At 49.5% G+C, this 26987-nt stretch carries 26 protein-coding genes; 20 read left to right on the forward strand and 6 right to left on the reverse strand.

Going from position 1 to position 26987, the window contains the following annotated elements; translation table 11 throughout:
• The first annotated feature begins 302 nt into the window (after nt 1-302).
• From DYA43_RS21130 to DYA43_RS21145, 4 genes are read left to right on the forward strand one after another with little or no spacing between them, the layout of a single operon-like run.
• Nucleotides 303-758 carry a (2Fe-2S)-binding protein gene (locus DYA43_RS21130; protein ID WP_061055602.1) on the forward strand — a complete coding sequence of 152 codons (456 nt, stop codon included), beginning with the start codon at nt 303-305 and terminating at the stop codon, nt 756-758.
• Between the two features lie 26 nt (nt 759-784).
• Nucleotides 785-2980, forward strand: coding sequence for a xanthine dehydrogenase family protein molybdopterin-binding subunit (locus DYA43_RS21135; protein ID WP_061055603.1), 2196 nt, complete (start codon nt 785-787; stop codon nt 2978-2980).
• Between the two features lie 58 nt (nt 2981-3038).
• Nucleotides 3039-4058, forward strand: a complete 1020-nt coding sequence (locus DYA43_RS21140; RefSeq protein ID WP_061055604.1) for an XdhC family protein — start codon at nt 3039-3041, stop codon at nt 4056-4058.
• Nucleotides 4055-4675, forward strand: coding sequence for a nucleotidyltransferase family protein (locus DYA43_RS21145; RefSeq protein ID WP_061055605.1), 621 nt, complete (start codon nt 4055-4057; stop codon nt 4673-4675). The genes DYA43_RS21140 and DYA43_RS21145 overlap by 4 nt, the downstream gene beginning before the upstream one ends.
• A 43-nt stretch (nt 4676-4718) precedes the next feature.
• On the opposite strand, the gene DYA43_RS21150 is transcribed toward DYA43_RS21145, so the two are convergent.
• Nucleotides 4719-5888 carry an iron-containing alcohol dehydrogenase gene (locus DYA43_RS21150; protein WP_061055606.1) on the reverse strand — a complete coding sequence of 390 codons (1170 nt, stop codon included), beginning with the start codon at nt 5886-5888 and terminating at the stop codon, nt 4719-4721.
• Between the two features lie 380 nt (nt 5889-6268).
• The gene (locus tag DYA43_RS21155; protein WP_061055607.1) at nt 6269-7180 is read right to left on the reverse strand and encodes an AraC family transcriptional regulator; all 912 of its coding nucleotides are present in this window, start codon (nt 7178-7180) and stop codon (nt 6269-6271) included.
• A 416-nt stretch (nt 7181-7596) separates the two neighbouring features.
• On the opposite strand from DYA43_RS21155, the gene DYA43_RS21160 reads away from it, so the two are divergent.
• The 6 genes from DYA43_RS21160 to DYA43_RS21185 all read left to right on the forward strand — a co-directional run bounded on the left by DYA43_RS21160 (nt 7597) and on the right by DYA43_RS21185 (nt 13182).
• Nucleotides 7597-8235: a carboxymuconolactone decarboxylase family protein gene (locus DYA43_RS21160; protein WP_020430970.1), complete on the forward strand. Its 639-nt coding sequence runs from the start codon at nt 7597-7599 to the stop codon at nt 8233-8235.
• 52 nt (nt 8236-8287) lie between these two features.
• A complete protein-coding gene (locus DYA43_RS21165) occupies nt 8288-8734 on the forward strand; it encodes a cupin domain-containing protein (protein WP_061055608.1) in 447 nt (148 codons plus the stop codon).
• A gap of 84 nt (nt 8735-8818) precedes the next feature.
• The gene (locus DYA43_RS21170; protein WP_061055609.1) at nt 8819-9697 is read left to right on the forward strand and encodes a DUF3737 family protein; all 879 of its coding nucleotides are present in this window, start codon (nt 8819-8821) and stop codon (nt 9695-9697) included.
• Entirely contained in the window at nt 9694-10863 is a 1170-nt protein-coding gene (locus DYA43_RS21175; protein WP_020328626.1) for a MalY/PatB family protein, read from the forward strand. The genes DYA43_RS21170 and DYA43_RS21175 overlap by 4 nt, the downstream gene beginning before the upstream one ends.
• 115 nt (nt 10864-10978) lie before the next feature.
• Nucleotides 10979-11329, forward strand: a complete 351-nt coding sequence (locus DYA43_RS21180; protein ID WP_020328624.1) for a cyclophilin-like fold protein — start codon at nt 10979-10981, stop codon at nt 11327-11329.
• A gap of 275 nt (nt 11330-11604) precedes the next feature.
• Nucleotides 11605-13182 (forward strand): ATP-binding cassette domain-containing protein, encoded by a 1578-nt coding sequence (locus DYA43_RS21185; protein WP_061055610.1) that lies wholly within the window; start codon nt 11605-11607, stop codon nt 13180-13182.
• 42 nt (nt 13183-13224) lie between these two features.
• Here DYA43_RS21185 and DYA43_RS21190 read toward each other — a convergent pair whose 3' ends face one another.
• Complete coding sequence (locus tag DYA43_RS21190; RefSeq protein ID WP_044364796.1) at nt 13225-14073, reverse strand: SIS domain-containing protein; 849 nt, start codon at nt 14071-14073, stop codon at nt 13225-13227.
• Nucleotides 14074-14313: 240 nt separating this feature from the next.
• On the opposite strand from DYA43_RS21190, the gene murQ reads away from it, so the two are divergent.
• Both murQ and murP read left to right on the forward strand, forming a co-directional pair.
• Complete coding sequence (gene murQ, locus DYA43_RS21195; protein WP_061055611.1) at nt 14314-15216, forward strand: N-acetylmuramic acid 6-phosphate etherase; 903 nt, start codon at nt 14314-14316, stop codon at nt 15214-15216.
• Nucleotides 15217-15243: 27 nt separating this feature from the next.
• Nucleotides 15244-16701: a PTS N-acetylmuramic acid transporter subunit IIBC gene (gene murP, locus DYA43_RS21200; protein ID WP_061055612.1), complete on the forward strand. Its 1458-nt coding sequence runs from the start codon at nt 15244-15246 to the stop codon at nt 16699-16701.
• A 66-nt stretch (nt 16702-16767) separates the two neighbouring features.
• Here murP and DYA43_RS21205 read toward each other — a convergent pair whose 3' ends face one another.
• Complete coding sequence (locus DYA43_RS21205) at nt 16768-17967, reverse strand: MFS transporter (RefSeq protein WP_225869406.1); 1200 nt, start codon at nt 17965-17967, stop codon at nt 16768-16770.
• Nucleotides 17968-18374: 407 nt separating this feature from the next.
• Between DYA43_RS21205 and DYA43_RS21210 the strand changes: the two genes are divergently transcribed.
• From DYA43_RS21210 to DYA43_RS21225, 4 genes are all read left to right on the forward strand, one after another.
• Nucleotides 18375-19094 carry a carboxymuconolactone decarboxylase family protein gene (locus DYA43_RS21210; protein ID WP_061055613.1) on the forward strand — a complete coding sequence of 240 codons (720 nt, stop codon included), beginning with the start codon at nt 18375-18377 and terminating at the stop codon, nt 19092-19094.
• Between the two features lie 48 nt (nt 19095-19142).
• A complete protein-coding gene (locus DYA43_RS21215) occupies nt 19143-19625 on the forward strand; it encodes a (R)-mandelonitrile lyase (RefSeq protein WP_061056071.1) in 483 nt (160 codons plus the stop codon).
• Between the two features lie 210 nt (nt 19626-19835).
• Nucleotides 19836-20945 carry an alpha/beta hydrolase gene (locus tag DYA43_RS21220; RefSeq protein ID WP_024374047.1) on the forward strand — a complete coding sequence of 370 codons (1110 nt, stop codon included), beginning with the start codon at nt 19836-19838 and terminating at the stop codon, nt 20943-20945.
• Between the two features lie 220 nt (nt 20946-21165).
• On the forward strand, nt 21166-21774 hold the full coding sequence (locus DYA43_RS21225; RefSeq protein WP_061055614.1) for a winged helix-turn-helix domain-containing protein: 609 nt from the start codon (nt 21166-21168) through the stop codon (nt 21772-21774).
• A 78-nt stretch (nt 21775-21852) separates the two neighbouring features.
• Here DYA43_RS21225 and DYA43_RS21230 read toward each other — a convergent pair whose 3' ends face one another.
• A complete protein-coding gene (locus tag DYA43_RS21230; RefSeq protein WP_061055615.1) occupies nt 21853-22371 on the reverse strand; it encodes an RNA methyltransferase in 519 nt (172 codons plus the stop codon).
• A gap of 231 nt (nt 22372-22602) precedes the next feature.
• Here DYA43_RS21230 and DYA43_RS21235 point away from each other — a divergent pair, with 231 nt between their 5' ends.
• The 4 genes from DYA43_RS21235 (at nt 22603) to DYA43_RS21250 (ending at nt 25699) form a co-directional block, all read left to right on the forward strand.
• Complete coding sequence (locus DYA43_RS21235) at nt 22603-23703, forward strand: Fic family protein (RefSeq protein ID WP_061055616.1); 1101 nt, start codon at nt 22603-22605, stop codon at nt 23701-23703.
• Between the two features lie 284 nt (nt 23704-23987).
• Nucleotides 23988-24446, forward strand: a complete 459-nt coding sequence (locus DYA43_RS21240) for a GNAT family N-acetyltransferase (RefSeq protein ID WP_061055617.1) — start codon at nt 23988-23990, stop codon at nt 24444-24446.
• A gap of 83 nt (nt 24447-24529) precedes the next feature.
• Nucleotides 24530-24973, forward strand: a complete 444-nt coding sequence (locus tag DYA43_RS21245) for a DUF2000 domain-containing protein (RefSeq protein WP_061055618.1) — start codon at nt 24530-24532, stop codon at nt 24971-24973.
• Nucleotides 24974-25285: 312 nt separating this feature from the next.
• Nucleotides 25286-25699: a GNAT family N-acetyltransferase gene (locus tag DYA43_RS21250; protein WP_055452411.1), complete on the forward strand. Its 414-nt coding sequence runs from the start codon at nt 25286-25288 to the stop codon at nt 25697-25699.
• A 76-nt stretch (nt 25700-25775) separates the two neighbouring features.
• Here the strand turns inward: DYA43_RS21250 and DYA43_RS21255 are convergent, their stop codons facing one another.
• Entirely contained in the window at nt 25776-26924 is a 1149-nt protein-coding gene (locus DYA43_RS21255; RefSeq protein ID WP_061055619.1) for an aminotransferase-like domain-containing protein, read from the reverse strand.
• Nucleotides 26925-26987: the final 63 nt, after the last annotated feature.

Genomic DNA, 26987 nt, shown 5'->3' on the forward strand with positions numbered 1-26987 from the left:
GATTTTAGTAGCACAGGCGGGATTAGCGTTATTTCTTAAACACAACGCTGTAATGACTAGCGCCTCCAAATAAAGCCTTATAGCACACAGGCGATCCCCATAGTCAGTGTGTGGCCAGTTTCCCTCCTTTTTAAATCTTGGAAGATTAGGCAAACAATTTGGATTATTTGCCTAACACATATTTCACGTATTTCTATAATTAGTAATGCTCAACAAGACTATCCAAAAACTGAGTGCCTCACTATTTTCGACAAAGGAAAAGGAGCGCGCTCTTCATTTATAAAGAGAGCAGGAGAAGCTCCATGTCAGTAACTTTAAATGTGAACGGTGTCGATCGCGAAATCGATGCTACCCCAGATACGCCCATTTTATGGGCCATTCGGGATCATCTGGAAATGACAGGTACTAAGTTTGGATGCGGACTGGCGCAGTGCGGCGCGTGTACGGTGCATCTGAACGGCCAGCCTATTCGTTCTTGCGTTACTCCAATTCAGGCAGCAGTCGGCCAGAAAATTACTACCATCGAAGGTATACAGAGCCGGACCGCGCAAGTCGTTCAGCAAGCGTGGGATGAGTTACAAGTGCCGCAATGTGGATACTGTCAGTCAGGGCAAGTCATGTCTGCGGTTGCGCTGCTCGAACGCAATCCGAATCCAAGCGATGAGGATATTGACGCAGCGATGTCGGGCAATATTTGTCGCTGTGCAACCTATGTTCGTATTCGCAAAGCGATTAAAGATGCAGCCGCTCAGCTGTAACTCGTTGAAGAAAGGAGTGATAAATCATGCGTAGAATGTCCTTTTCGACGGTGGCTGATGAGGTGGTACCCGGTCGCCGAAAATTTCTCAAATTGATGGGTGGTGTGGGAGCCGGATTAACTTTGGGTTTCTCTCTGCCTGTTTCTAATCAGGCGCAGGCTGCGGATATGACCTCGAGTGCTGTGCCATTTGAACCTAACGCGTTTGTTCGCATTGGCTCCGACAATAAGGTGACCGTGATGATCAAACACATAGAGATGGGCCAGGGCACCTATACCGGTCTGACTACCCTAGTGGCTGAAGAACTGGATGCTGACTGGGCACAAATGGTTGCCGAAGGCGCACCGGCAGATGCCAGTCGTTACAACAACACATTCTGGGGCCCGATGCAGGGTACGGGCGGCAGTACCGCAATTGCCAACTCTTACATACAAATGCGTACCGCAGGGGCGGCTGCCAAAGCGATGTTAGTTGCCGCTGCTGCGCAGCGTTGGAATGTGGATGCGAGTCAAATTCAGGTTCGTGCAGGCATTGTGAGTCATGGCAACAAGAAAGCCACCTTTGGCGAACTGGCATTGGACGCGGCGAAGCAACCTGTTCCTGATGAAGCCAGTGTGAAGCTCAAAACGCCGGAGCAGTTTGTGTTTATCGGCAAGCGGAAAGTTAGTCGCAAAGACACGGGCAAAAACAACGGCACCGCAATCTTCACGCAGGATATCAAGTTGCCGGGTATGCTGACGGCGATGGTACTGCATGCGCCTAAATTTGGAGCGAAAGTGAAAACCGTCGATGCGACGCAAGCCAAAGCGTCACCGGGTGTGGTGGATGTGGTCACCATTCCGACGGGCGTGGCTGTGCTGGCGAAAGACTATTGGAGTGCGAAGAAAGGCCGCGACTTGCTCTCAGTCACCTGGGATGAAAGTCAGGCGTTCACCAAGAGCTCCGCGCAAATTATGACGGAGTACAAAACGCTCAGCCAGAAAGAGGGCCTTTCTGCCCGCAATGAAGGCGATGCGGTCTCTGCGCTCAAGCAAGCCGATAGCGTTATCGACAACACTTACGAGTTCCCGTTCTTGTCTCACTCTCCGATGGAGCCGATGAACTGTGTCGCTCAGGTCAGCGATCAGGGATGCGAAATCTGGAATGGCGAGCAATTCCAAACCGTTGATCAGATGAACATTGCTCAGCTGCTGGGCTTGAAACCGGAACAAGTCACGCTGCACATGCTGTTAGCGGGTGGTAGTTTTGGCCGCCGCGCCAACCCACATTCGGATTACCTGATTGAAACGGTCGAAATCGCCAGACAGAAAAAAGGCACGCCAATCAAAATGGTGTGGAGCCGGGAAGATGATACTCAAGTCGGCTATTACCGCCCGGCTTATGTGCATCATATTCAGGCTGGTCTGGATGCGAACGGCAATATTTCCAGTTGGAAGCAGCACATTGTTGGTCAGTCGATTCTGACGGGCACTGCTTTTGAAGCTTTTGCGGTGAAAGAGGGCATTGACGGCACTTCCGTTGAGGGGGCATCGAATATTCCTTACGCGATTCCCAATCTTTCAATTCAACTGACGACGGTCAAGGACGGGCCAACGGTTCAGTGGTGGCGCTCGGTAGGTAGTACACACACCGCATTTGCAGTGGAAACCATGATTGATGAACTGGCCGCAAACGCTGGGAAAGATCCGGTGGAAATGCGCATGCAACTGCTGGCCAAACATCCACGTTGGCAAGGTGTGCTGAAACTGGCCGCCGAAAAAGCCGGATGGGGGAAAACACTGCCTGCCGGAAGCGGCATGGGCGTTGCAGTGCATGAGTCGTTCAATACTTTTGTGGCGCAGGTGGCTCAGGTTTCGGTCAAGAACGGTCAGATCTCGGTGGACAAAGTGGTGTGTGCCGTCGACTGTGGTGTTGCAGTTAACCCGGATGTGATCGCTGCTCAGATGGAAGGGGGAATTGGCTTTGGTCTGTCTCCGACATTAATGAGTGCCATCACGCTCGGCGAAGGCGGCATGGTCGAACAGTCGAATTTCCATAACTATCAGGTGCTGCGAATGAACCAGATGCCGGACGTGGAAGTACACATTGTCCCTTCGGCGGAAGCGCCTTCTGGTGTTGGTGAACCCGGTGTCCCTCCGATTGCACCTGCCGTGGCGAATGCCGTGGCCGCAGCAACGGGTCAGCGCCTGCATACGTTACCATTGAAATTGGCGACGTCGTAGGCCGCCGTTTTCATGATGATGTATGACTTATTCAGCATAACGACTTCAGGTGGTCATGATGTCTAATCATTTGATGTATCTGCTGACTCAGTGGCTTGGTCTTAAAGACCAGGCCAACTGGGTTCTGGGCACTGTCTATAAAACGCAGGGGCCTGCGTATCGAAAATCCGGTGCGATGATGCTGTTTAGCGATGCCGGACATCAACTCGGTATGCTCAGTGGTGGCTGTCTGGAATCGGACATTCACTTACATGCGCGCAAAGTGATGTTGAGTTGTCAGCCTGTCACTCTGACCTACGATGGCAGCGACGAAGATGACCTGGCTTTTCAGCTTGGGATCGGCTGCGGCGGAACGGTTCACATTCTTTTACAACCGTTAACGGCAGAAAATGATTACCTTGGGCTTCCCCAAGTGTTGGACGCGTTACGGAGGCATCAGAAAGGGCACTATTTTCAGAAGATTTCCAATAAAGAAATCTCAGCCCGTTTTATGCCAGAACCAATGAATGAGCAGCATACCGTGCGCGCACAGTTGATGGAACAGGATGATGGCCTATGGCTGTGCACGCCGATAGAAGCGCCACTGCATCTGCTGATTGTCGGCGGTGGTATTGATGCAAGACCCGTTGCTCACTTGTCACATCAGTTAGGCTGGCAGGTGAGCTTGTGGGATCCGCGGCCTGCCAACGGGCGAATGGAATATTTTCCCAATCTGGAGAATAAGCTCAGTGGCGATGCCAGTGAACTTACGCATTACTGCCAGCAACACAGCGTGGAGGCCGTGATTCTGATGAGTCACAACGTCACGTTTGATGCTGTGGCGTTGGCCGCAGTCGCGGGTTTGCCGATGAAATACATCGCCCTTTTAGGGCCGGTCAATCGGCGTGAACGTGTGATCGAGCAATCGGGCATCGAATTGAATCAACTGTCGGTGCCGCTTTCCGGACCCGCTGGCCTGAACATCGGTGCAGACCTGCCAGAAACCATCGCGTTGGCGATGCTGGCAGAATGTCAGGCGGCGGTGACTTGCACCAATGCGCAATCATTGAGTGGTGTTTTGCCGGGTACGATGTCATGAAGATCGCAGTCATGATCATGGCAGCGGGAGAGAGCCGGCGTTTTGGCGAATGTAAGTTGTTAACTGCGGTTAGCCAAACAGAAAACCTGCTCTCTCGTTCGATTCAACAAACGTCTCAGAGCGATGTCGGCCCGGTTTTCGTTATTACCGGGCGCTGGCATCAGGAGATAAAGCTCGCTCAGCAGCAAGGGCAAGTACCCATCGTGCCGCTGATCTATTGCCCCCAATGGTCACAAGGTTTGGGGGCCTCTATTGCTTATGGCGTTCGTCAACTGGCACCGGATTTCGATGCTGTTTTGATTACGTTGGCCGACCAAGTGGCACTGCAAAGTGAAGATTTTCAGCAACTTGTTGAAGCTGCTTCTTCGCAGCAACTTGTTGAAGCTGCTTCTTCGCAGCACATTGTTTGTGCCTACTATAATCAGCGCCGTGGCGTTCCTGCACTGTTTCCGGTCAGTTGCTTTTCTCAATTAACCATGCTCAACGGAGAGCATGGTGCCCGCAGTCTGTTGCGTGGAGACACTACCTCAGTCCGAGAAATCTCACTTCCCAATGCTGCTCTCGATATTGACACGCCTGAAATGCTGATGCGCTGGCGGTACGAATTCGCTAAATGAAAAAGCGAGCGGATATCCGCTCGCTTTTTTGTGTTGAATTCGCTCAGAAGCACGCTTGCAGAATATCCAGTACCTCTTCCTTAGTCAGCGTTTTGTAGCCGTTGCCCAGAATGATGGTGGAATCAGCAATCGCTGGCAGCATCTCTTGGGTCGCCCCCAGAGCTTCCAGAGAAGTCACAATACCACACTCTTTAGTGAAGTTTTCCAGCGCGTCCAGACCTTCTTGGGCAATTTGTTCCTGAGTTTTGCCTGCGGTTGAGATTCCCCAAACCTGAGTGGCAAAGCGAACAAACTTCTCAATGCCGAACTTATAAATCAGGCGGTAATAAGGCAGAGATACTGCCGCCAGTCCCATACCATGTGCACAGTCTGTGTAAGCGCCCAGTTGGTGCTCAATCATATGTACCTGCCAGTCTTGAGTTTTAGACAGGCCAGTTATGGTATTGAGTGCCAGAGTGGCGTTCCACATCAGGTTACTGCGGGCTTCGTAATCGTCTGGCGTGCTGAGCGCCACGCGCAGGTTGTCAATTGACGACTTCAGCAGGCTTTCAATCACATAGTCGGTGGTATTTGCACCTTGATCCGAGAAATACTGCTCCATCAGATGGGACATGGTATCGAACACGCCGCTGACCATTTGATATTGAGAAACACTGTAGGTGTACTCTGGGTTCAAGATCGAGAACTTCGGATACACATGCGCCGGAAATACTCGTCCTGCTTTGTATTTGGTGGCTTCGTGTGTGATCACTGAACCACCGTTCATCTCGGAACCTGTGCCGACCATGGTCAGTATTGAGGCCACTGGCACGACATCGTTGTCAACATCTTTGAATTCCACCCAGTATTTCTGGAATGGATCTGCATCGTGGCAGTGAGCTGATACGGAAATACCTTTGGCGCAGTCAATGACCGAACCGCCACCGACCGCCAGAATCAGGCCGACATTGTGTTCGCGTACCAGCGCTACGCCTTCCATCATCTTGTCGTACGTCGGGTTAGGCATCACACCGGAAAGTTCCACTACGTTTTTGCCCGCAGCGGACAAAATCGCCATCACGTCATCATAAAGACCGTTCGATTTAATTGCATTGCGGCCATACACCAACAGGACGGTTTCACCGTAATGTGGCAGTTCATCGGCAAGTTTAGTCAGAGACTCTTTGCCAAAATGAATAGTGGTTGGATTGTAGTAAGAAAAGTCGAGTTGCATTGTCACATCCTTCTTTTTTCGGCCGCTTACTGAGGCGTTATCGACTCAGTGTTCAATGCGACATTCATAAATCGTCGCTACCTAATAAGTCAGGCAACGTCGTTGAGATGAAGCAAAGTTTACGGCGAGAGGCTGTAATGGTGAATGTCCGATCGTCTTTGAGTCTTGCCTTATCGTCCAATCGTTATTTAGTTGGTATATGAACGCCCCAGAGCGAAAACTAACATTAACTCTTGTAAGGTTTTGTTTTAATTTAGATGTATGCCTTTCGGGATGAATTAATTAACCAAATTAATGAAAAATCATTGCTTAATCTTCTTTCTCGTTGCAGTGGCAGACACAGGAAACAAAAAGCCCGCCTGGTATCGGCGGGCTTGCTATCACACAATGTCGGCTTCGCGCAGCGTTTTAATGTCTTTAGAAGGCGGCGCTCCAAACAGACGACTGTATTCGCGGCTGAATTGGGAAGGGCTTTCGTAGCCAACCCGAAAAGTGGTCGCCATTGCGTCGAGATTTTCGGTCAGCATCAAACGGCGGGCTTCACTTAAGCGCAGTTTCTTCTGAAATTGCAGTGGAGTCATCGATGTCATGGCTCGAAAATGAGTATAAAACGCCGATTTGCTCATCCCGGTGTAGGAGGCAAGTTCACTGACGCTAAGCGGCTTCACAAAATTGTTTTTCAGCCAATCAATCGCTTTGGAAATCTGGTGACTGTGGCTGCCAGCGGTCACGATTTGATTCAAACGTCCACCTTGTTCGGACGTAAGCAGGCGGTAAAAAATTTCGCGTTTAATCACTGGTGCGAGAATCTTGATGCTCGCCGGATCGTCCTGTAACTCCATCAGACGCACAAAAGCATTCAATAGCGGTTCAGACAGTTCGCCAACCGCTATCCCTTTTTGCGCTTCTTTGCTCGGATTGAACGACAGTTCACTGTCGACGATCAACTGCGAGATCTCCTGCAGATCGAGTTCCATCACTAAGCCGAGATACGGTGTTTCTTCACTGGCTTCGATGATGTTGGCAATGATAGGCAAGTCAACAGAAGAAATCAGGAAGTGGTTCGCGTCATAAGTAAAGCTCTCTTCGCCGAGCAGAACACGTTTTTTACCCTGTGCAATCAAGCAGATACTGGATTTATGCGTGTAGCTGGTCGGTGAGGTCGGCGCCGTCCAATGACTCAACCTTACTCCTGGAATCGCAGTCTCAAATTGATTGGTATTGTGAGTCCATTTTTCGATTTGCCTGGCAAACGTTGCGGTGGCTTCTGCTATGGAATTTGAACGTGTCATCGCGGCTCCCTGAGTGACGCAAAGGGTCATTTTGGCTGTGATTAATGTCAGTAGTTATAACAGCAAATCGACGTAAGTAAAGAATATCAGGCAAAGGTAGTTTGAATCCTTGTCTTGCTCAGAGGCAACGACTTAGCTGGTTTTGGGCTAAGAAAATCAACGCGAGTTGAATACGTATTCATTTAAATACAATTAGTTATAGTTACCTTGCAGCTTTCTCTACTTAGTTGGGAACATGGCTTGTTTTTCCTTTCCCTAAAAGATGATTGGAGGAATGGGCAAGAATTAGCGTTGAATAGGCTAACGTAAATTCCCCCCTCAGGCGTAAATTGTTCTCACAGTTTGGCGATTAAGCTCATGCGGCTGATATCAAGATCAAACTGGATCCGTGTTTTCCCGTCCTGCCGGAGATGCTTATGCAAACCCAAAGTGAACAAGCCTTGAATAATAAAGAAATCGCCATTTTGCCTATCGCAGCATTTACTGCCAGCGGGCAAATCGAACGACTGATAACCAGCCTTGAACACGGGCTGGAATCCGGGCTGACGGTAAACACCATCAAATCTGTGTTGGTACAAATGTATGCGTACGCAGGGTTTCCACGCAGCCTGAATGGATTAGGGGCGTTCATGGCTGTGTTGGAAGCGCGTAAACGTCGCGGCATTGTTGACGAGGAAGGCGATGCCGGGCGGGCGATCACTCATGGCGACAGCCTGGAAGTCGGTACTCGAAATCAGACCCTGTTGGTTGGCCAACCAGTGTCTGGCGCGCTATTTGAGTTCGCTCCCGCCATCGATGCGTATCTCAAAGCACACTTGTTTGGCGATATCTTCCAAAGTGAAGTGTTGAGTTGGAAAGAGCGGGAGCTCGCCACCATCGCAGCACTGGCCAATATGAACGGGGTGAACAGCCAACTGCAAGCGCACTATTTGATTGCAATGAACAATGGTGTCACGCCGACTCAATTAAAGAATTTTATCGACGTTATGCGCGAAGAGTGTGGAGAACACATTGCATTAAACGCCGCGGATGTTCTCAACACCGTGCTGAATTGAATCGTTTTCCGCACCATTTGCGAATGACACTAAGAAATCACTGGAGTTTATGATGAGTAATGAACAAAAAACGTTTATCCCGGAAGCGCTGAAAGCGGGCAATTTTAACGGCAAAGGCATTTTTGACTTTGGTGAAGAGAACGTCGCGTATGCCGACTATTTTACCGGAACCAGTTATTTGGCTCTGCTGAATATGCCAGGTCTGATAGTCGCGAATGTGACATTTGAACCCGGTTGCCGCAACTTCTGGCACATTCACCACAAAGGTGGCCAGATCCTGCTGGTGACAGGAGGTCGTGGTTGGTATCAGGAAGCGGGTCAACCAGCACGAGAACTCAACCCCGGCGATGTCGTTCACATTGCGCCGGGCACCAAACACTGGCATGGCGCGGCCAAAGACAGTTGGTTTGCTCATGTGGCGGTTGAAATTCCGGCAGAAGGTTCAAGCAATGAATGGTGTGAGCCGGTTTCGGACGAAGAGTACGATGCACTGAAATAAGCGCGGGTACGACAACGTCTTTGCGCCAGAATCAGTCTGGCGCTTCTCTTTTCTTTTCTCTTCATCGCTAAGCTCAGGTAACTAATGAAAAGCTTTATCCAAACTCAGGAAAAAATCTGCGACCGCTTTTATGAAGGTGAACGTCCTTTGTACGCAGAGAAAAACAAATATCTACACAAAGTCCGCTTCTATCCGGGCGAGTCGGCGATGAAGCACACCAGAAATATGACAGCCATGCAATGTGAATTCATGGGCAAGTATCCGTTTTGGCACAGCAACCATGTGGTATTAGAACAGTGCCTGTTTACCGTTTATGCGCGTGCTGCGATTTGGTACACCGATAATCTGATCATGAAAAACTGTGTGGTGGAGGCGCCGAAGATGTTTCGCCGAGTCTCGCATCTCTATATTGAAAACTCCCGTTTCCCGAACGCAGGTGAAACGTTGTGGAATTGCCACGATGTGACACTCAACAATGTGGAAATGCGTGGTGCTGATTATGTGTTCATGAATGGCGAAAATGTGGATATCGATGGCTTCAAACTACAAGGTAACTACTCGTTTCAGGACGCGAAAAACGTCACGATCCGTAACGCCTATCTCGATTCCAAAGATGCCTTCTGGGGAGCGGAGAATGTCACGGTATATGACAGTGTGCTCGACGGTGAATATCTTGGTTGGCACTCAAAAAATCTGCGTTTGGTTAATTGCACCATTCGCGGCGAACAGCCTTTGTGCTACGCGCAGGACCTGGTGATGGAAAATTGCGTTATGGAAGAGACGGATCTCTGTTTTGAGTATGCAACACTGAATGCTGAGATTATTTCTGACATTATGAGCGTCAAGAATCCACTGTCAGGCTACATCAAGGCGCGCTCGATTGGTGACATCATCATCGACGAAAACAGCCGAGATCCCAATGCCTGCAAGATTGAAACGCAAACCAAGGCAGGCACGCAATGACGCAATTTGATTTCGACCGAATCATCAACCGGCACCAAACCGGCAGTGTGAAATGGGACAGCCCACAAGATGAATCGGTATTACCGATGTGGGTCGCCGACATGGATTTTCGCGCTGCAGAACCGATTATTGACGCGCTGAAGCGCAGAGTGGAGCACGGTGTTTTTGGCTATGCCAGTGTACCGGACGCCTATTTTCAGGCGGTATTGGATTGGTTTGAACGACGTCATCAATTTGCCATGCGGCGTGAATGGATTTTGTATACCTCCGGTGTCGTGCCCGCGCTTTCGGCCATATTAAAAGGTGTGACTGAGCCGGGCGATGGCGTCATTGTGCAAACGCCAGCATACAACTGCTTTTTCAGCTCCGTGCGTAATATGCAGTGTCAGTTGGTGGAAAATCCGCTCGTCAATCGTGATGGCTTTTATGAGATGGATTTTGAACATCTGGAACAAGTAGCGGCGCAACCCCATGTGACAGCGATGATTTTGTGCAATCCACATAATCCGGTCGGCCGAGCATGGAGTGAGCAAGAGTTGCGACGTGTTGGTGAGATCTGCTTTAAACATAGCGTAACGGTGATCAGTGATGAAATTCATTGCGATCTGATGTTTCCGGGGCAAACGCATCAACCGTTTGCGGCGTTAGGTGAAGAGTTCCTGCGTAACAGCGTCACGACCCATTCGCCGAGTAAATCGTTCAATATCGCCGGATTGCAAATCGCCAATATTGTAGCGGCGGATGAAACTCTCAGAGCGAAGATCGAGCGCGCGCTTAATATTCACGAAGTGTGCGATGTGAACCCGTTTGGTGTCACCGCGCTGATTGCGGCCTATAACGACAGTGAAGCCTGGCTGGATGCTCTGACCGGGTATTTACATCAGAACTACTTAGTGGTGAGTGATTTTATCGCCACACATTTACCACAGCTCAAACTGACTCAACAGCAGGCGACCTATCTGGCGTGGATTGACTGCCGAAGCCTGACAATGAACTCTGCTCAACTGACCGACATGCTGCGCCGTGAAGGCAAACTCATGCTCAATGCTGGCACCGTGTATGGCGGCGCGGGAGAAGGGTATTTGCGCCTGAACATGGCGTGCCCACGCGAGCAATTGATAGACGGTTTAAACCGACTTCGCGTAGTGATAAGCAAATTGAACTAGGTGACATTGAATGAGAAAACTCTCACGTTCATTGCGATTTGGGTTGTTTCTACTCAATACATTGATAATCAAAACGGCGAGCGCCAACACTGCGCCCGTCCAAGGAGAACAAACCATGAAGATCCGTTTCGTCTTTGACGATCACACCGTGACTGCAACACTCAGTGATTCACCGTCTACACAGGATTTCCTTCGTCAACTGCCGTTGAGCTTTGAATTGGAAGATTACGCGCGTACGGAAAAAATTGCCTATTTGCCCGCTAAACTAACCAGCCAAGGCGCGCCATCCGGCACCAGCTCAAAAGCGGGTGATATTTCTTATTATGCGCCGTGGGGAAACTTAGTCGTTTTCTACAAAGACTTTGGTTACGCCTCTGGACTGATCAATTTGGGTAAGATTGATGGTGGTTTGGATCGCTTTACCAGCAACGGCTCAATGAGCGTCACTATCGAGCGAGCCGATTAGCAGTGATGCTGCGCTGCGCTTATTCCAGGAACAGTATTCTCGGTAAGCAGCTTGACGCGTATCGGTAAGTTGGTTAAGGTTTCGCCATCATTTCTTTCGGAGTTTACGCCAATATGAACAACTAAACCTGTCATCCATGTTTGATTTTATTTTTGGATATACAGGGTTAGTAGGCGTAGCTCACTTTCCGACATTGTTTGTCATCACGCGCATTGATTCGTGCGCCCAGCTTCATTCAGCTACGGCTATTGCCCCTGTCACACAGGAGGCAAACAATGCCATTTTTACAAGCAACCCAAATCAGTTACCAGTTCGATAACGGCGACACGCTGTTTCATTCCATCACCTGTTCCATGACCCAGCGCCGTGTGGGATTGGTTGGGCGAAACGGAGTGGGAAAATCGCTGCTGGCTGAACTATTGAGCGGCGAACGCCAGCCATCAACAGGCAGCGTCGCGTTACCTAATTCCGTTGCCATTTATCGCCAGCTACCGTCTGAATTGCTGTCAGGAACACGCTCAATCGGTGGGTTTCTGGGTAAGCAGACGATTCTTGATGCGCTCAAACGGATTGAATCGGGTGATTGCTCTCAACATTGGTTTGATATCGTGGGGGATGAGTGGGATCTGCCCGCGAAGCTCAACCAACAGCTGGCCAGCATGCACTTGCCACAAGATCCGGCCTTTTTATGCGCCAAGCTAAGCGGAGGACAACTTGCCCGGCTGCAACTTTGGCAGCTATTTCATCGCAGTACCCAACTGTTGATCCTCGATGAGCCGTCGAATCACCTCGACACCCATGCCAAGCAGTGGCTGATCGAAACCATGCGATCTTTCCAAGGCGCCATTTTACTGATCAGTCACGATCGCCAGTTGCTGCGCGAAATGGACGAAATCTGGGAGCTGTCTGGCCTCGGTTTGCAGGTGTTTGGCGGTAATTATGATGTGTACGCCGAGCAAAAGCGTAGCGAATTGTTGGCGGTAGAGCGTCAGTTAGCTTGTGTCACCAAGCAACAAAAACAACTGGAAGAACAGGCGCAGCGTAATCGTGAAAAAGCGGAGCAAAGAGCGTCGCAAGGAAACAAACTGCGCAGAGCGGGCAGTCAGGCGACCATTTTGCTCGATGGTAAAAAGGATAAAGCTACGGCTCGAGCGACAAACCGCAGTAAGAATGAACAGCTACGGCAAAGCCACTTGCAAGCGAAGGCACAAACCTTGAGCGCGCGAAAGGAGCAACTAAAAGGCCAGAAGTTGTACTTGGCTGGCTCCCTTCTAAATACCCGCAAAGCGATCACGATAACCGAAGCGGTGTTGGCGTTTGGTAATGCAAAACCTAAAACGTTCACGGTGTATGCTCACGAAAAAGTTCACCTGACCGGCAGCAATGGTTGCGGTAAATCGACGTTACTGAAAACCCTATTGGGAGACGTGCCGCTGCCCAGCGGCGAGTTACAACTGAATAGCGCGTTGTATTATCTCGACCAACATTTTGGTGCGGTTCGTGAAGACCGCTCGGTGCTTGAAAACCTACTTCAACAGTGCGCGGGAATGAAAGAACGGGATGCGCGAACCTTGTTGGCTGGCATCGGTTTTCGCCGTGACAGTGTGTTTCGCCAAGGTAAAGCGCTGAGCGGTGGCGAGAAGATGAAACTGACGATGCTTATTGCCAGCCATCAGAACGCACAACCGTTTCTGTTGCTGGATGAGCCGGATAACCATCTCGACCTCGATTCCAAACTCATGTTGGCGCAAGCGCTGCAACAATACCAAGGCGGTTTTATGCTGATCAGCCATGATCCAACATTCGCCGAAGAATCTGGCGTACAACGCGAGATAAATTGGGATGCTGAGTAAGCTAAAAGCCGGGATGTTTCGTTCCGGCTCCTTTGTCTAACATTACAAAATCTGCCGAATATCGGACGAAATGTTGCTGATCATCTCTCTTGCGCTCTCATCACGTAGCTGGACCAGAATGATGAACAGCAAATCGGTGATCACATTCTGAGCGCTGCGCGAAGCAATGGCTGAGCTGCGGTGCTCGGTTTCGTCGGCAATGGTGTCGAACGTCATGTCCGCCAACTGGCGTAGCCGGCTTTTGTTGGGCGAGGTGAGTGCTATGACTTTCGCCCCTTGTTCTTTTGCCGCTTCGGCCGCCACCAAAATCTCTTTTCGGTCGCCGGAAAACGAAATCGCGATTTGTACATCCTGCTCGGTCAGCGTACGCGCGACCGCAATCTGGACATGGCTGTCTTGTTCGGCCAATGCGGTGATGCCGAGTTTGAGCAACTTATAACTGAGATCTTTGGCGGTGAGTGCGGATCCGCCAATGCCCACAATCTGCACTCGGCGCGCGTCGCTTAGCCACTGCACGGCTTGGTGACACGCTTCCATCGACAAGGCGTTGGTGGTGTGAAACATCGCGTCGGTTTTGGCTTTCACCAGCTTTTGCGCGATCACGGCGATGGGGTCATCGGCCAGAATATCGCTGTGTAGCGGCGTATTTTGCATCGCCTGTTTACGGCCAATCTCTTCAGTTAACGCCAGCTTAAACGCGCTGTAGCCCTTAAACCCCAATCGCTGGGTAAATTTCACAATGCTTGACTGACTCACATTCACCGCTTGAGCTAACTCCTGACTGGTTAACTGGGCAGCCTGAGCCGTGTGTTCAACAACCCAATCACCAATCTGGCGACCACTGTGCGATAACTGAGTACGTCTCGATACGATTTTATGGATGACTGACATGTGAAAATCTCAAAAAAGTGAAATAAATTATTCCAATCAATAAATAAAAGTCAAATACGCTAACTTACTCACGCCAAAGATTGTTTGGCCAAATTTCTTCAACTGTAACGCGATTTAACTGGGCATTATTCCAGAGTTTTAGCGTCTAAAGAATAACCTCAAGTGTGATTTTTATCACCTAATTTGAATATTTTATTCCATAGAATCGCCCTCAGTTCAATTCCGTTTAGAGATGTCGTAATGAAAATTGATTTAACCCGTTTGGTCACCGAAAGCCGCAATCCGGCAAGCGCTGCTATAGACACGTTATCGACGGTTGAGATGTTAAAAGTCATCAATCAAGAAGATCAGAAAGTCGCACTGGCGGTGGAGGCGGTGCTACCGAACATTGCGCTGGCAGTGGATGCAATCACCCGCGCTTTTGCTGAAGGTGGACGTTTGATTTACATGGGCGCTGGCACGTCTGGCCGGTTGGGCATTCTTGACGCCAGCGAATGTCCTCCAACGTATGGCACGCCGCACGAACTGGTGGTGGGCCTGATTGCTGGCGGACATCAGGCCATTCTCAAAGCAGTGGAAAATGCAGAAGACAACCGCGAACTGGCCAAGCAAGGCCTTCAATCGCTCAACCTAACCGAACGTGATGTGGTGGTAGGCATCGCCGCCAGCGGACGTACGCCATATGTGCTCGGTGGGCTGGACTACGCCAATGAGGTGGGCGCGATGACGGTTTCTGTGGCTTGCAACCCGGAATGTCCGATGGCTGATGCGGCCAAGATAGCGATTTTGCCCGTTGTCGGGCCCGAAGTGGTGACCGGGTCTTCTCGCATGAAGGCGGGAACGGCGCAAAAACTGGTGCTCAACATGCTGACTTCGGGCGCAATGATTCGCAGCGGAAAAGTATTTGGTAACTTGATGGTGGATGTTGAAGCGACCAACGCCAAGCTGATTCAACGCCAAACCAACATCGTCGTCGAAGCGACAGGTGCTTCGGCCGAAGAAGCGGAATCGGCGTTGAACGCGTGCAATCGTCACTGCAAAACCGCGATTCTGATGATTCTATCCGGGCTTGATGCAAAACAAGCAACGGCCAAATTACAGCAGCACAATGGATTTATTCGCGCTGCACTTAACGACCAATAAAGTATTCAGGTTCTCAAGGAGAGCGTTATGGCAAAGATTAGCCAAACAATGATATCGCAGATTCTGGCGGCAGTCGGGGGGAGCGGTAACGTCAACAAATGTGGCAACTGTATGACCCGGTTGCGCCTGACTCTGGCCAACAATGGGGTGGCGGATCAGGCAACGCTCAAACAAATTCCCGGTGTCATGGGAGTTGTGGAAAGTGATGAGCAGTTTCAGATCATTCTCGGCCCGGGCAAAGCCCAACAAGCGGCGGATCTGATGAATCAACTGATAGAAAGCATCATCAGTGGAAACGCGCAGCCTATTGAGGCCAACGACTCTCAGGATGTCTCTTCTGTGGCGGCAGCGCAGAAAAAACAAATGAAAAGTAAGCAAACCAGCGCGGTACAACGTTTTCTGAGCAAGTTCGCCACCATTTTTACGCCGCTGATCCCAGGCTTTATCGCTGCGGGTTTGCTGCTGGGATTCGCCACGTTGCTGGAACAAATCTACGTGGTCGATCAGACGCCAAGTCAGTTCATGTTGGATTTGATTGCGTACATGAAAGTGTTTGGTAAAGGCCTGTTTGCGTTCCTGAGTATTTTGATTGGCTACAACGCGCAACAGGCGTTTGGTGGCTCAGGTGTGAACGGCGCCATACTCGCGTCTCTGTTCGTGCTTGGCTATAACCCGGATGCGACATCGGGAATCTATTCCGGGATGAGTGAGTTCTTCGGCTACACCATTGACCCGCGCGGGAACATCATTGGTGTATTGCTGGCCGCGATCATTGGTGCGCAGGTAGAACGTAAAGTACGTGAATACATGCCGGATGACCTCGATATGATTCTGACGTCTGTGGTCACGCTGCTCATCATGGGCGTAGTCACTTACGTGGTGATCATGCCAATCGGTGGCGAGCTGTTTAAAGGTATGTCGTGGCTATTCATGAACCTCAACGATAACCCGCTGGGTGCCGCTGTTCTGGCTGGTCTGTTTCTGATTTCCGTCGTATTTGGTATTCACCAGGGGTTTGTACCGGTTTACTTCGCGTTGATGGAAGCGCAAGGTTTTAACTCGCTGTTCCCGATTCTTGCTATGGCGGGTGCCGGACAAGTGGGAGCGTCACTCGCGCTGTACTTTAAAGCCAACAAAGATGCGGTGCTGCGAACTCAGGTGAAAGGGGCCATCATTCCGGGGATTCTCGGTATCGGTGAGCCACTGATTTACGGTGTTACGCTTCCTCGCGTAAAACCATTCGTGACCGCTTGCGTGGGCGGTGCGGCCGGTGGTTTCTTTATCGGTCTGGTTTCTTACCTTGGGTTGCCAGTGGGTCTGAACACCGTCTTTGGTCCATCAGGTATCGTTGCGATCCCACTGATGACCTCAAACAGCGGTATCTTTGCTGGCATGGCGGTATTCGTTACTGGCCTGCTTATCTCTTATGTTGTGGGTTTTATTGCGACTTACTTAGTTGGCAGCAAGAATGTCGATTTAAGCTGATTCATCCTTCCCCCTATAGGAATGAAGTGGCTGCGCCTTTGAGAAATCAAAGGCGCTTTTTTGTGTTTAAAGTATTTCACGAGAGGTTTGCCGTGGGTTCTTTATCAGTCGACTGGTCAATACGATGACCGAACCGAACAGAGCGAGCAAACCATAACCGCTCGCGATTTGTAGCAAGCTGAAGTGGGAAGAGAGCTGGCCAGAGATAAGCGTCGGTATCGCGGCACCCGCGTAGGATGTGGAATAGATAACGGCAAAGACGTTGGCCCGCTCTTCGGGTTGTAAGCCGTTCACCATTGTTCCGATGCTGCCGGTGAGTACCATGCCTTGTGCAATACCCGCACAAATGCTTGCAATCAGAAAGCCAGTTAAAACGCCGTGCTGCAAAGCGAGCAGTACACCCCCCACAAACACACTGAACATCAGCATCCCTGTAAACTGCGCTTTGGCCGCAGTCATTCGTCCTGCCAATGATGCACCAACAGAACTGGGCGCCATGATTGATGCAAAGACCAGAGCCGCCGCGATAGCGCTTTGAGAGTGAAGTTGTTCACGTGCCATCGCAGGACCAAATGCCTGAAAGAACCCACCCAGTGCCCAGGTACAAACAAAGGTACACGCCGCCAGAGGAAACGCTTTTTTGGCTCTGGCAGGTAATTTGAAGTTTGGCCTGAGTGATTTGAGCGAGCCCGGTTTACGCGGCATGGTTTCCTGACTTTTTGCCACCAACAGTAAACAGCCAGCAATAAGAACCAGTGCGGTGACGAAAGGCAATTGGCGTGGATAGGGCGCATATTCGATCAGAAAGCCAGAGCCGACGCCTCCTAGTGTCAGGCCTGTCATTGGCCCGCAACTGATGACAGCAGCAGGAATCCAGCTAGGCACGGAACGCGCGTGATCGACCAGCCAGGAAGCCAAAGCTGTAGACGCCAACCCGCACGACAATCCTTGCAGCAAACGCCCGACAATTAAAGGCGGCGCGCTGTGTACATTCACAAACACCGCGACCGATAGAGCGGCGAGCATGAGTGAGAGCAGAGCCACAGGTTTTCGTCCCCAATGATTGGACAAACGTCCGAGCAGTACTAATGCCGTCACGGCACCAATGAAATACACTACAGAGCTCAGCGAGAGCTGCCAGTAACTGACATGGTCGTACAACTGATAGGTTCCATATAACGGAATCGGAACGGCAGAGGTCACATAGGTGACCATCAGAGCAAGTGAAGCGCTCACAAAAGAAAATCGATTAGTAGTGATTTGCACGCAAGAGTCCTTGAGATGAATAACGGCTGATTCAGCGGATAGCATTATTGTAAAGGTCTGATGCGGTGAGCTCGTTGCCCATTCCTCCTTAAAGTTTGCCAGAAAATATTTATTCGTTTTCGCATCTTAATTTGCTCACTACTTATATCCGTTTTCTCTGATGGAACTTGCTCGCTGCTTTTTATAAACGTCGAATAACTATCCACCAACGGAATATAAAAAATTCCGCCAAATGTTGCTAAATGTAATTTTCTGTTTGGATTGAATTCATCAGAGGCTTTGGATGTTTCTACTCGGAAGAATAGGCAAAAAATAGAAGCTTATAGGCAATGGATGAGGCAAGCAGTCACGCTAGATTAAATCAACCCGTTCAATCAGTTCTCATTCACTAACGGAAGGTAATCAGAATGTCGAAGTTAAAAGCCTATATAAAATCCCTCTCGCTAATATTTGCGATGACATCGTTATTCAGTGCGGCCAGTGCTTGGTCGTCCGAAATCCTAAGCGCGAAAGATCGCGCAATCATTCCTGTTGCCGCTTTTACGGCAAGCGGTGAAAGCGAAAAACTGAAAATCAGCCTGAACGAAGCACTGGATGCCGGCTTAACCATTAACGAACTCAAAGAGGTGTTGGTTCAACTCTACGCCTACGCTGGGTTTCCACGTAGTTTGAATGGCTTGGCAACGTTTATGACCGTGCTGGATGCACGTAAAAGCCAGGGTATTCAGGATGTGTTAGGTCGAGAGTCATCTCCGCTCCCCACAGATAAATCCAGCCTTGAATTTGGTACCGAGAACCAAACCAAGTTGATTGGAGTGGAAGTAAAAGGGGCGCTATTCGATTTCTCTCCTCAGGTTGATGAATACCTGAAAGCACACCTGTTTGGTGACATTTTCGAGCGTGACGTACTGAGCTGGAAACAACGTGAACTGGCGACGATTGCTGCGCTGGCCAATATCCATGGTGTAAACAGCCAGCTGGCTGCCCATTTCAACATCAGCATGAACAACCACATTTCTCCGGCGGAGCTGAAGGCATTCATTTCCGTACTGAAGACGTATTGTGGCGAAGCCATTTCAGTCAATGCCCAGCAGGTGTTGGATCAGGTGCTTGCGAGTAAACAATAGCCTGATGACATCTCATCGGAAAAATCAATCAAATCAGGAGACAATATGATGAAAAATACAAGGTCAATGATGTTGTTGATCGCTGCTGTGAACGGCGTAACGCTAACCCAAGCTCAGGCCGCAGACGGCCAACAAGTGTATCGCGCGCAGGATCTGCAATCTTTCACTGGGCCAGATAACTTATTCACTGGCAGCGTGAACGTCGACATGCTGTTTCCGGAAAACGAGGTCGCCCATTACAGCGCGGCGTACGTGACTTTTCAAGCTGGTGCACGAACTGCCTGGCATTCTCATCCAGCAGGTCAGCACATGATTGTCACTCAGGGCGAGGCTTTAACTGGTACTCGCGACGGCAACGTCATCCATTTCCATGCTGGTGAAAGCGTTTGGTGTCCACCCGGTATTGACCACTGGCACGGAGCGACACCGGATGCGGCCATGACACATCTTGTGGTAACGGCGTCAGCTGAGGGAAAAAACGTCATCTGGAAAGAGAAAGTCACGGACGAGCAGTACCTCAGTGGTCAATGAGAAATTTGGAATATCAGGCAAGAAGTCAAGACTATCGCGCTACCGAATTAGCGGAATAAAAAGCGACAATACGAACATCAAGAAGGCCAGTAAATTCCAACTTTAAACGTCACGTTTATATTTCTTGCTCGGTCAGAAAACGGTATTTGATGGTATTCAGTTGCGATATTTCCTTGTTGTTCTGAATGTTATTTTTTGGAGAAATTGATCATGAAATCACACAGCGAAACGGCTATGGCCGATAACGCAGAAAAAGCGCCAAATGAAGCACGCCGCGACGTACTTAAATTAACGGGCGCAGGTTTAGTTGCATTAGGAGTAGGTACGATGACTTCAAGTAAAGCGATCGCGCAATCGGAACTCAAACTGAGTGACGAGTGGGACAAAACATTTGCCAAGAGCGACAAAATAGACCATCAGAAAGTGACATTTAAGAACCGTTACGGGATCACTCTGGCGGCTGATTTGTACCAACCTAAAAATGCCAGCGGTAAGCTTGCAGCCTTAGTCCTGAGCGGCCCGTTTGGTGCCGTGAAAGAGCAATCTTCCGGCCTTTATGCGCAGACGATGGCTGAACGTGGCTTCGTCACTATCGCATTTGACCCGTCTTACACTGGCGAAAGTGGTGGTGAGCCTCGTAATGTGGCTTCACCGGATATCAACACTGAAGATTTCAGTGCCGCGGTCGATTTTGTTGGCTTGTTGCCAAATGTGGATCGCGAACGTATTGGTGTTATTGGTATTTGTGGCTGGGGTGGTATGGCTCTCAATGCGGTTGCTATCGACAAACGCGTGAAAGCCGTGGTGACCAGCACCATGTATGATATGACACGTGTGATGTCTAAAGGCTACTTCGATAGCGTCACGCTTGAGCAACGTACCGCTGCATTAGAACAGCTTGGCCAACAGCGTTGGGCTGATGCCGAAAAAGGTGAACCCGCTTATGGCCCGGTATCTCTTGAGCTTAAAGGTGGTGAACCTCAGTTTGTGGTGGAGTACGCAGCTTATTATAAATCGCCTGAACGTGGCTTCCATCCTCGCGCGATTAACTCGAATGCATCATGGACAGTCACGACTCCATTGTCGTTCATGAACATGCCCATCCTGACGTACATCGCAGAAATTTCGCCACGCCCGGTGCTGTTTATTCACGGAGAGAAGGCGCATTCGCGTTACTTTAGTGAAACAGCATACGAAGCGGCCGCAGAGCCAAAAGAGCTGATGATTATCCCGGGTGCCAACCACACTGACCTTTACGATCAGATGGATGTCATTCCATTCGACAAAATTACCGCATTTTTTCAGCAGCATCTTGCATAAAAAATAGGTTACACTGTTGCCAGTTGAGCACCTCGACGGTGCCTGCTGGCAACAGAACTCAGATTCTGATTCAATTCTTATAACGATAACGCAATAATTTTTCTAATAAAGTCATTCAAGATTCTACACAAATAGCGAAATTCTCAAATGGTATGATTCGTTGAATCAAACCCTGAAACAACTTTATGAAAAATATGGTTAGTTGAGGTTGCTATTCCCAATGGAAACACCAAACGAAAAAGTTGTCATTAACTCGCGCTTCCTGTTCGATGTGGTAGAGAGAAGCTTAACCGACGCGTATGACGAGAAAATCATCATCGGCACTAATGAAGCACAAATACTTTCACTGTTGGTCAACCATCCCAATTCAGTGCTGAGCAGAGAAGAGATCTACCGGCAGGTATGGACGGAACGAGGCGGTAAAGTGGATGATTCAAGCCTGACTCAGTCTATCTCGTTGCTGCGTAAGATGTTGGGCGATAAGGCAACGACCCCCGAATACATCAAGACCGAGTCGCGCATCGGTTATCGGTTCATTGCACCGGTTGATCCGCTGTATTCTGAGATTCCACTGGACGATCTGGTGGAAACCTCACGAGAGGAGGGAGCAGAGTCTGTTAAGTTGAATGGCGAAGCGCAATCCGGCCATCGTTATATCAATACTAAACATGACCCCGTTGATGAAAACGCTCGGTGTGAGGCTTCAAAGCGCCGTTTATCACAGTTGGTTACGCCGATTATGGCAGTCCTGCTGACATCGTTGCTTCTCATCGACTTTAACGGTTCGCAAGGCATGCTCTCATACCTTTATCGCAGCATTTTAGAGTGAGCGTTTAGCTGGCTCGATAACGCCACGTTAAACAGAGTAAGCCGCAACAAAAAAAAGGGCCTATGGCCCTTTTCACGTTTAAGCGAATTCTTTCACTATTAAGCGGTTCTTGTTGTCACGATTGGTGATCACTTGTTCCCGGTCGTCTATTGCCCCCAGGGTTTTCGCTAAGCGGTCGTACATCACAACATTCACTGTGGCCGCCAGATTCATGCAGCCATGAGTAGGGATGTAAACCACATGATGAGCCTGATCGACCACCTCTTGCGGCAGCGAGCTATCTTCCGGACCAAACAGATAAATGGCGTTTTCCGGATGCTCAAAATGCGGCAGCGCTGTTGCACCAACCACCAACTCAACGCAGACGATCTCCACGTCGCTGCCAAGGCCTGCGGTGAGCTCGTCCATTTCGACTAAATCGATACGTTCCTGCATGTTTTGTGTATCAGTTTGAAATTTCGCTGCGCGATTGTAGCGGGTGCCGTTGTAACGTACCTGAGTGGCGTTATAGCATCCTGCTGCGCGCATGACCGCGCCCACATTGGTCGGGCTTTTCGGGTTATGCAGGCCAATAATGACCGTTGACTGTGTTGTCATTGCTGTTGTTCTACTTCTGTATTGCTAAGAGTTGAGCGTAACACTCACGAATGGCGGGATTATCGCTCTAACACGAGCGAAGTGCTAGGCCGGATAGTGCATTTACCGATACAAACCAAACCATGATTCGAATATCTCGCTTAAACAAATCAATCTGTGATTTGATTATTGGGCATAATCGCATTACATTGTGATTTGAATAACAACGATTTTCGCATCAAGAGTAGCATTATGTGGATCTGGCAGCAGGATAACTGGCCTCACTTTACGTGGGATAAGAACACCATCGAACCCATGGTGAGGCAAACACGCCTCAACCAAGGCATCCTGTTGGGTAAAATCACCAGTCAGTCTCAGGATCAAAAGCAAAGTATGCTTGATACTTTACTGGCGAACATCGTCCATTCCAGCGCTATCGAAGGGGAAACGCTCAATGCGTTTTCGGTGCGCTCGTCGCTGGCGAACCGACTTGGCCTGACGGAAGAAAGACCATTTCCAACCACCGAGCAGACGGACGGTTTAGCCGAAATAATGCTCGACGCTGTTGAGAACCTTGAGACTCCACTGACTCTGGAACGTATTCTCCACTGGCACGACAGGCTTTTTCCTGAAGGTTACACCATGTTTAATCCCGTCATTGGTGGCCAACTGCGTGGTGACGCGCCAATGCAGGTGGTATCTGGCCGTATCGATAAACCGACGATCCACTTTGAAGCGCCGGATCGTGAGCGGCTCGATAACGAACTGGCAATGTTCTTAGAATGGTTCAACACCTCCAAACAAAACGTTTCGCTTGATCCATTGATCAGAGCGGCCATCACCCATTTATGGTTTGTTACGCTGCACCCGCTGGATGATGGTAATGGACGTATCACGCGCTTACTCACCGACTTGGCGCTCGCTCAGGCCGAGCAGCAATCAGTCCGGTTTTACGCTATGTCGGTGTGCATTCTGGCGAACCGCAAAAGCTACTATGAGATCCTCGAACAGACTCAAAAGGGCGATGTAGACATCACGCCCTGGCTGGTTTGGTTTTTTAATACGCTGAATGAAACCTTTGCGGACGTACTGAAAGAGATCGATCAAACCCTATTCAAAACCAACTTCTGGCGTACAGTGGATCAAACCAAACTGACTGCAGAACAGGTTAAGGTCTTGAACCGCATGCTGGATGGTGATTTCGAACAGGGCATCAACACCACGCAATATCATAAAGTAGCCAAAGTCAGTAAACCCACCGCAACCCGCCACTTGGCCGCGCTGGTGGAACTGGGCTGTTTAGTTAAATCCGACGCTGGTGGCCGCAGCACACGATATATGCTGCCGGGCTAGGGGCTGAGTTAGCTTGGTTTTATCGATAATATTCACCTGGTTTAATAATTAAGGCGAAGGCGTATAGTCTTTAGCTTCAACGCAATAAGGAAGTGAGGGTGGTGGGTTATTGAACTAGATATTTATGATGTGTTTATTGGCGAGTCAGCTTCCGGCAATCCTTGTGGCCATGGCAGTCTAGGAGCGACCGCGGGTATTTTGTCTAAATGTGCAGTTCAACATACTCTCCAAGAAACTGCACGATTAACAAAGCAAATTTAAACTCACCAAGGAAAGCACTGACGATGCCTCTAAGAAAAGCCAAAGTTGATGAATTGGATACCATCTACGCAATGGGGTTCGATGTGTGGAATGGTGGCCTTGGTTTTGAACAATACCTGGCTGGTTGCCGCGATAGTGGAAAGTATCGTTCCGGTACCTGGTATGTGTTGGCTCAAGGCGAGCAAATCGTCGCTTCCCTGATAGTGTATTCACGCATGTTTGGCCTGGAAGATGGCTGCTTTGGTATCGGTTCGTTAGCAACGCTTCCTGAGCAGCGCAATAAAGGTTATGGCGCTGAAATAGTGAATTTGGTCAAAGCTGAACTGTTTAATAATCAACAAGCGAAAGCGATTTACTTGCATTGCGACATCGACCATCGCTACTACGAAAAACTCGGTTTTTGCCGGTTACAAGGTTCAGATTGCATGTGTATCTCTACTGACCCGTTGGTTTACGAACGCCCATTACCCGCATACTTCTAACATCGTGCTCCCGTTTCTCTTTTCATGTTCACGCCGCTTACCGTTTAAACAAAGCACAAATTTTCAAACAATTAAGGACGTTTATGATCGATTTTTCTACTTTGCCTGATGAAAACTCAAAGCGATTTATCGCCGTACTGAATAAAAAAGTGGAGATGGGGCGCCTGTTTAACGCGCTGGGTCACATGACCGCGGGGCTGGTCGGTCAAATTGAAGACGTCGATGACCTTTGTTTTCTACAATATAAAGATAAGGATGGCGGCACGCATCCATCCATTTCTCATTATCCATTCATCGTATTGAAAGCGGACAACTCCAATAAAATTAGAAAAGTGCGCGAAGAACTGCTGCAGCGTGGACTTCCCTTTACTGATTTTACTCATACCATGATTGTCGGTTCGTCAGAGGAACAGGTGAATGCGACCGCAGAAACCGCAGAACAAGATCTCGAATACTTTGGTATTTGTATGTTCGGTGATGCCGCTGAGCTGAAAGAGTTCACGGGCAAATTCAGCTTATTTAAGTAACCGTTTCAGAGGAAGAATAAAGTCCGGCATTCGCCGGGCTTTTTTATACTCATGAGTGACTCATTTAATGCGCATGATGCAGCAAACCGGCAGACATCATCGTGTTGGTCGCGATAGCTTAACACTGCGGCGAATTCGCTATTCGCATTAACGTTGACCTGATGCTTCCAATCAGTAACTATGTTATTGATTTAAAGAAAGATATAAAACAGGTTATCGCTTAAGGATATGGCAGATACATTGGTTACAATGTCACGCATGTATCTGGTAGCGAAAACAGGGTGCAAGATTGATCAAAGAGTGAGTAAAGGAATGGCCATTAAATACGAAGAGAAAGTCCCAAGCCCAGCGGAATTCTGCGATATGCGCGTCAAAGCGGGCTTATCGCCTAAGTCATTACAAGCGGCCACGATCGCACTACCGAACAGCTTGTACGGCATCTCAATAAGAGATGGAGAAGAGCTCATTGCCATGGGACGCGTGGTGGGTGATGGTGCGTGCAATTTTGAAATTGTCGATGTTGCCGTCGACCCGCACTATCAGGGAAACGGCTTTGGGCGAGAAATCATGGAGTACATCGACAACTACCTCGCCTCGGTGGTACTGGAAGGGTCATACGTCTCGATGATTGCTGATGAACCAGGCTTCTACGAAAAACTGGGCTATCAACTGGTTGCGCCGGCCAGCCACGGTATGACGAAAAAGTTTAAGCCAAAGAGCGCGTAAATCGTGGTTCATGCGTACTCAACAGGCAAAGAAAAGCCCGGTATAACCGGGCTTTTTTACTCGTTTCGTTTAATCATTACAGCGAACGCAGCACTGAGGTCAGGCGCTCTGCAGCGTCAGCCAAATCTTGTGGCGTGGAGTTGGTGAAGTTCAAACGCAGTGCGGAAGGGGCATTGTCCGGATTCGGGTAGAATACCGGGCTCGGCACGACCGCTACGCCTTTTGCCAGCAGCTGTTTAGCCAGCTCAAAGGTGTCGCATTGAGGAATCGTCATCCACACAAACATGCCGCCTTCAACAGCTTTGAGTTCGCAGCCTTCTGGCAGTTGTTTATTCAGTTCGTTAGACAATACTTCGTAACGAGATTGGTACAGTTCGCGAATGCGCGTCAGGTGCTCCGGAAACTGAGGGTGCGCCAGCAGGGCATGTAACAGAGCTTGCATCGGTACGCTGGAGTGCAAATCTGCGCCTTGTTTTACTTTGATCATCGGCGTCAGGTATTCGCTACGGCCAGAAACTGCACCTAAACGCAGGCCTGGTGATGCAATTTTCGAGAAAGAACGCAGTACGATCGATTTGTTCGGACAGAAATCAGAAACGAGCGGGAAAGCACTGCCTTCAAAACGCAGTTCGCGGTAAGGCACGTCTTCTACCATCACCACATCAAACACTTCACACAACTCCGCCACTTTTTTGCGCGTCTCCAATGCCCAGCTGATGCCTGTTGGGTTATGGAAATCCGGCACCGCGTAGAACATTTTAGGCTTCTGGTGACGGAATACGTCTTCCAGCTCGGCCAAATCCGGACCTTGCGCTGTTTGCGTTACGGTGACAATTTCTGCCTGCACCAAACCAAACACCTGCATCGCACCGAGGTAGCTCGGAGCTTCCATCACAACCTTGTCGCCAGGGTTAATGTAAGCACGGGCAATCAAATCCAGACCTTGCTGAGAACCCGTACACACCATGGCTTCGTGTGTCTGTGGTAAATCAAAGTACTGTTTCAGAAACGCGATCAGTGGCGCGTAACCTGCGGTTGCACCGTATTGAAAAACTTCAGGTCTTTCCGCCAGTTCAGCGAGCGTAGAACGCATCAGATCAATGGGGAATGTTTTTTCATCTGGCAGACCGCCAGCGAGAGAAATGACGTTTGGGTCACTTGCTGCAGCCAAAATTTCGCGAATATAAGAGGATTTGATCTGTTGCAGTGAACGGGCGATTTCCATGTGTGCTTCCTGTATTTATGCTTTTTTTATCTTTCGAATAGTACGACTCGTTGCGTAAATTTG

The organism is Vibrio fluvialis, assembly GCF_900460245.1.
GTDB classification, from domain to species: domain Bacteria; phylum Pseudomonadota; class Gammaproteobacteria; order Enterobacterales; family Vibrionaceae; genus Vibrio; species Vibrio fluvialis.

Excerpts from the sequence above, each read along its gene's own strand:
- DYA43_RS21130 (WP_061055602.1), top strand. The coding sequence starts at position 303 with ATGTCAGTAACTTTAAATGTGAACGGTGTCGATCGCGAAATCGATGCT.
- DYA43_RS21255 (WP_061055619.1), bottom strand. The coding sequence starts at position 26,924 with ATGGAAATCGCCCGTTCACTGCAACAGATCAAATCCTCTTATATTCGC.
- DYA43_RS21210 (WP_061055613.1), top strand. The coding sequence starts at position 18,375 with ATGTCGAAGTTAAAAGCCTATATAAAATCCCTCTCGCTAATATTTGCG.
- DYA43_RS21215 (WP_061056071.1), top strand. The coding sequence starts at position 19,143 with ATGAAAAATACAAGGTCAATGATGTTGTTGATCGCTGCTGTGAACGGC.
- DYA43_RS21135 (WP_061055603.1), top strand. The coding sequence starts at position 785 with ATGCGTAGAATGTCCTTTTCGACGGTGGCTGATGAGGTGGTACCCGGT.
- DYA43_RS21175 (WP_020328626.1), top strand. The coding sequence starts at position 9,694 with ATGACGCAATTTGATTTCGACCGAATCATCAACCGGCACCAAACCGGC.
- murQ (WP_061055611.1), top strand. The coding sequence starts at position 14,314 with ATGAAAATTGATTTAACCCGTTTGGTCACCGAAAGCCGCAATCCGGCA.
- DYA43_RS21165 (WP_061055608.1), top strand. The coding sequence starts at position 8,288 with ATGAGTAATGAACAAAAAACGTTTATCCCGGAAGCGCTGAAAGCGGGC.
- DYA43_RS21240 (WP_061055617.1), top strand. The coding sequence starts at position 23,988 with ATGCCTCTAAGAAAAGCCAAAGTTGATGAATTGGATACCATCTACGCA.
- DYA43_RS21190 (WP_044364796.1), bottom strand. The coding sequence starts at position 14,073 with ATGTCAGTCATCCATAAAATCGTATCGAGACGTACTCAGTTATCGCAC.
- DYA43_RS21220 (WP_024374047.1), top strand. The coding sequence starts at position 19,836 with ATGAAATCACACAGCGAAACGGCTATGGCCGATAACGCAGAAAAAGCG.
- DYA43_RS21170 (WP_061055609.1), top strand. The coding sequence starts at position 8,819 with ATGAAAAGCTTTATCCAAACTCAGGAAAAAATCTGCGACCGCTTTTAT.
- DYA43_RS21140 (WP_061055604.1), top strand. The coding sequence starts at position 3,039 with ATGTCTAATCATTTGATGTATCTGCTGACTCAGTGGCTTGGTCTTAAA.
- DYA43_RS21145 (WP_061055605.1), top strand. The coding sequence starts at position 4,055 with ATGAAGATCGCAGTCATGATCATGGCAGCGGGAGAGAGCCGGCGTTTT.
- DYA43_RS21230 (WP_061055615.1), bottom strand. The coding sequence starts at position 22,371 with ATGACAACACAGTCAACGGTCATTATTGGCCTGCATAACCCGAAAAGC.
- DYA43_RS21160 (WP_020430970.1), top strand. The coding sequence starts at position 7,597 with ATGCAAACCCAAAGTGAACAAGCCTTGAATAATAAAGAAATCGCCATT.
- DYA43_RS21250 (WP_055452411.1), top strand. The coding sequence starts at position 25,286 with ATGGCCATTAAATACGAAGAGAAAGTCCCAAGCCCAGCGGAATTCTGC.
- DYA43_RS21225 (WP_061055614.1), top strand. The coding sequence starts at position 21,166 with ATGGAAACACCAAACGAAAAAGTTGTCATTAACTCGCGCTTCCTGTTC.
- DYA43_RS21245 (WP_061055618.1), top strand. The coding sequence starts at position 24,530 with ATGATCGATTTTTCTACTTTGCCTGATGAAAACTCAAAGCGATTTATC.
- murP (WP_061055612.1), top strand. The coding sequence starts at position 15,244 with ATGGCAAAGATTAGCCAAACAATGATATCGCAGATTCTGGCGGCAGTC.
- DYA43_RS21235 (WP_061055616.1), top strand. The coding sequence starts at position 22,603 with ATGTGGATCTGGCAGCAGGATAACTGGCCTCACTTTACGTGGGATAAG.
- DYA43_RS21185 (WP_061055610.1), top strand. The coding sequence starts at position 11,605 with ATGCCATTTTTACAAGCAACCCAAATCAGTTACCAGTTCGATAACGGC.
- DYA43_RS21155 (WP_061055607.1), bottom strand. The coding sequence starts at position 7,180 with ATGACACGTTCAAATTCCATAGCAGAAGCCACCGCAACGTTTGCCAGG.
- DYA43_RS21150 (WP_061055606.1), bottom strand. The coding sequence starts at position 5,888 with ATGCAACTCGACTTTTCTTACTACAATCCAACCACTATTCATTTTGGC.
- DYA43_RS21180 (WP_020328624.1), top strand. The coding sequence starts at position 10,979 with ATGAAGATCCGTTTCGTCTTTGACGATCACACCGTGACTGCAACACTC.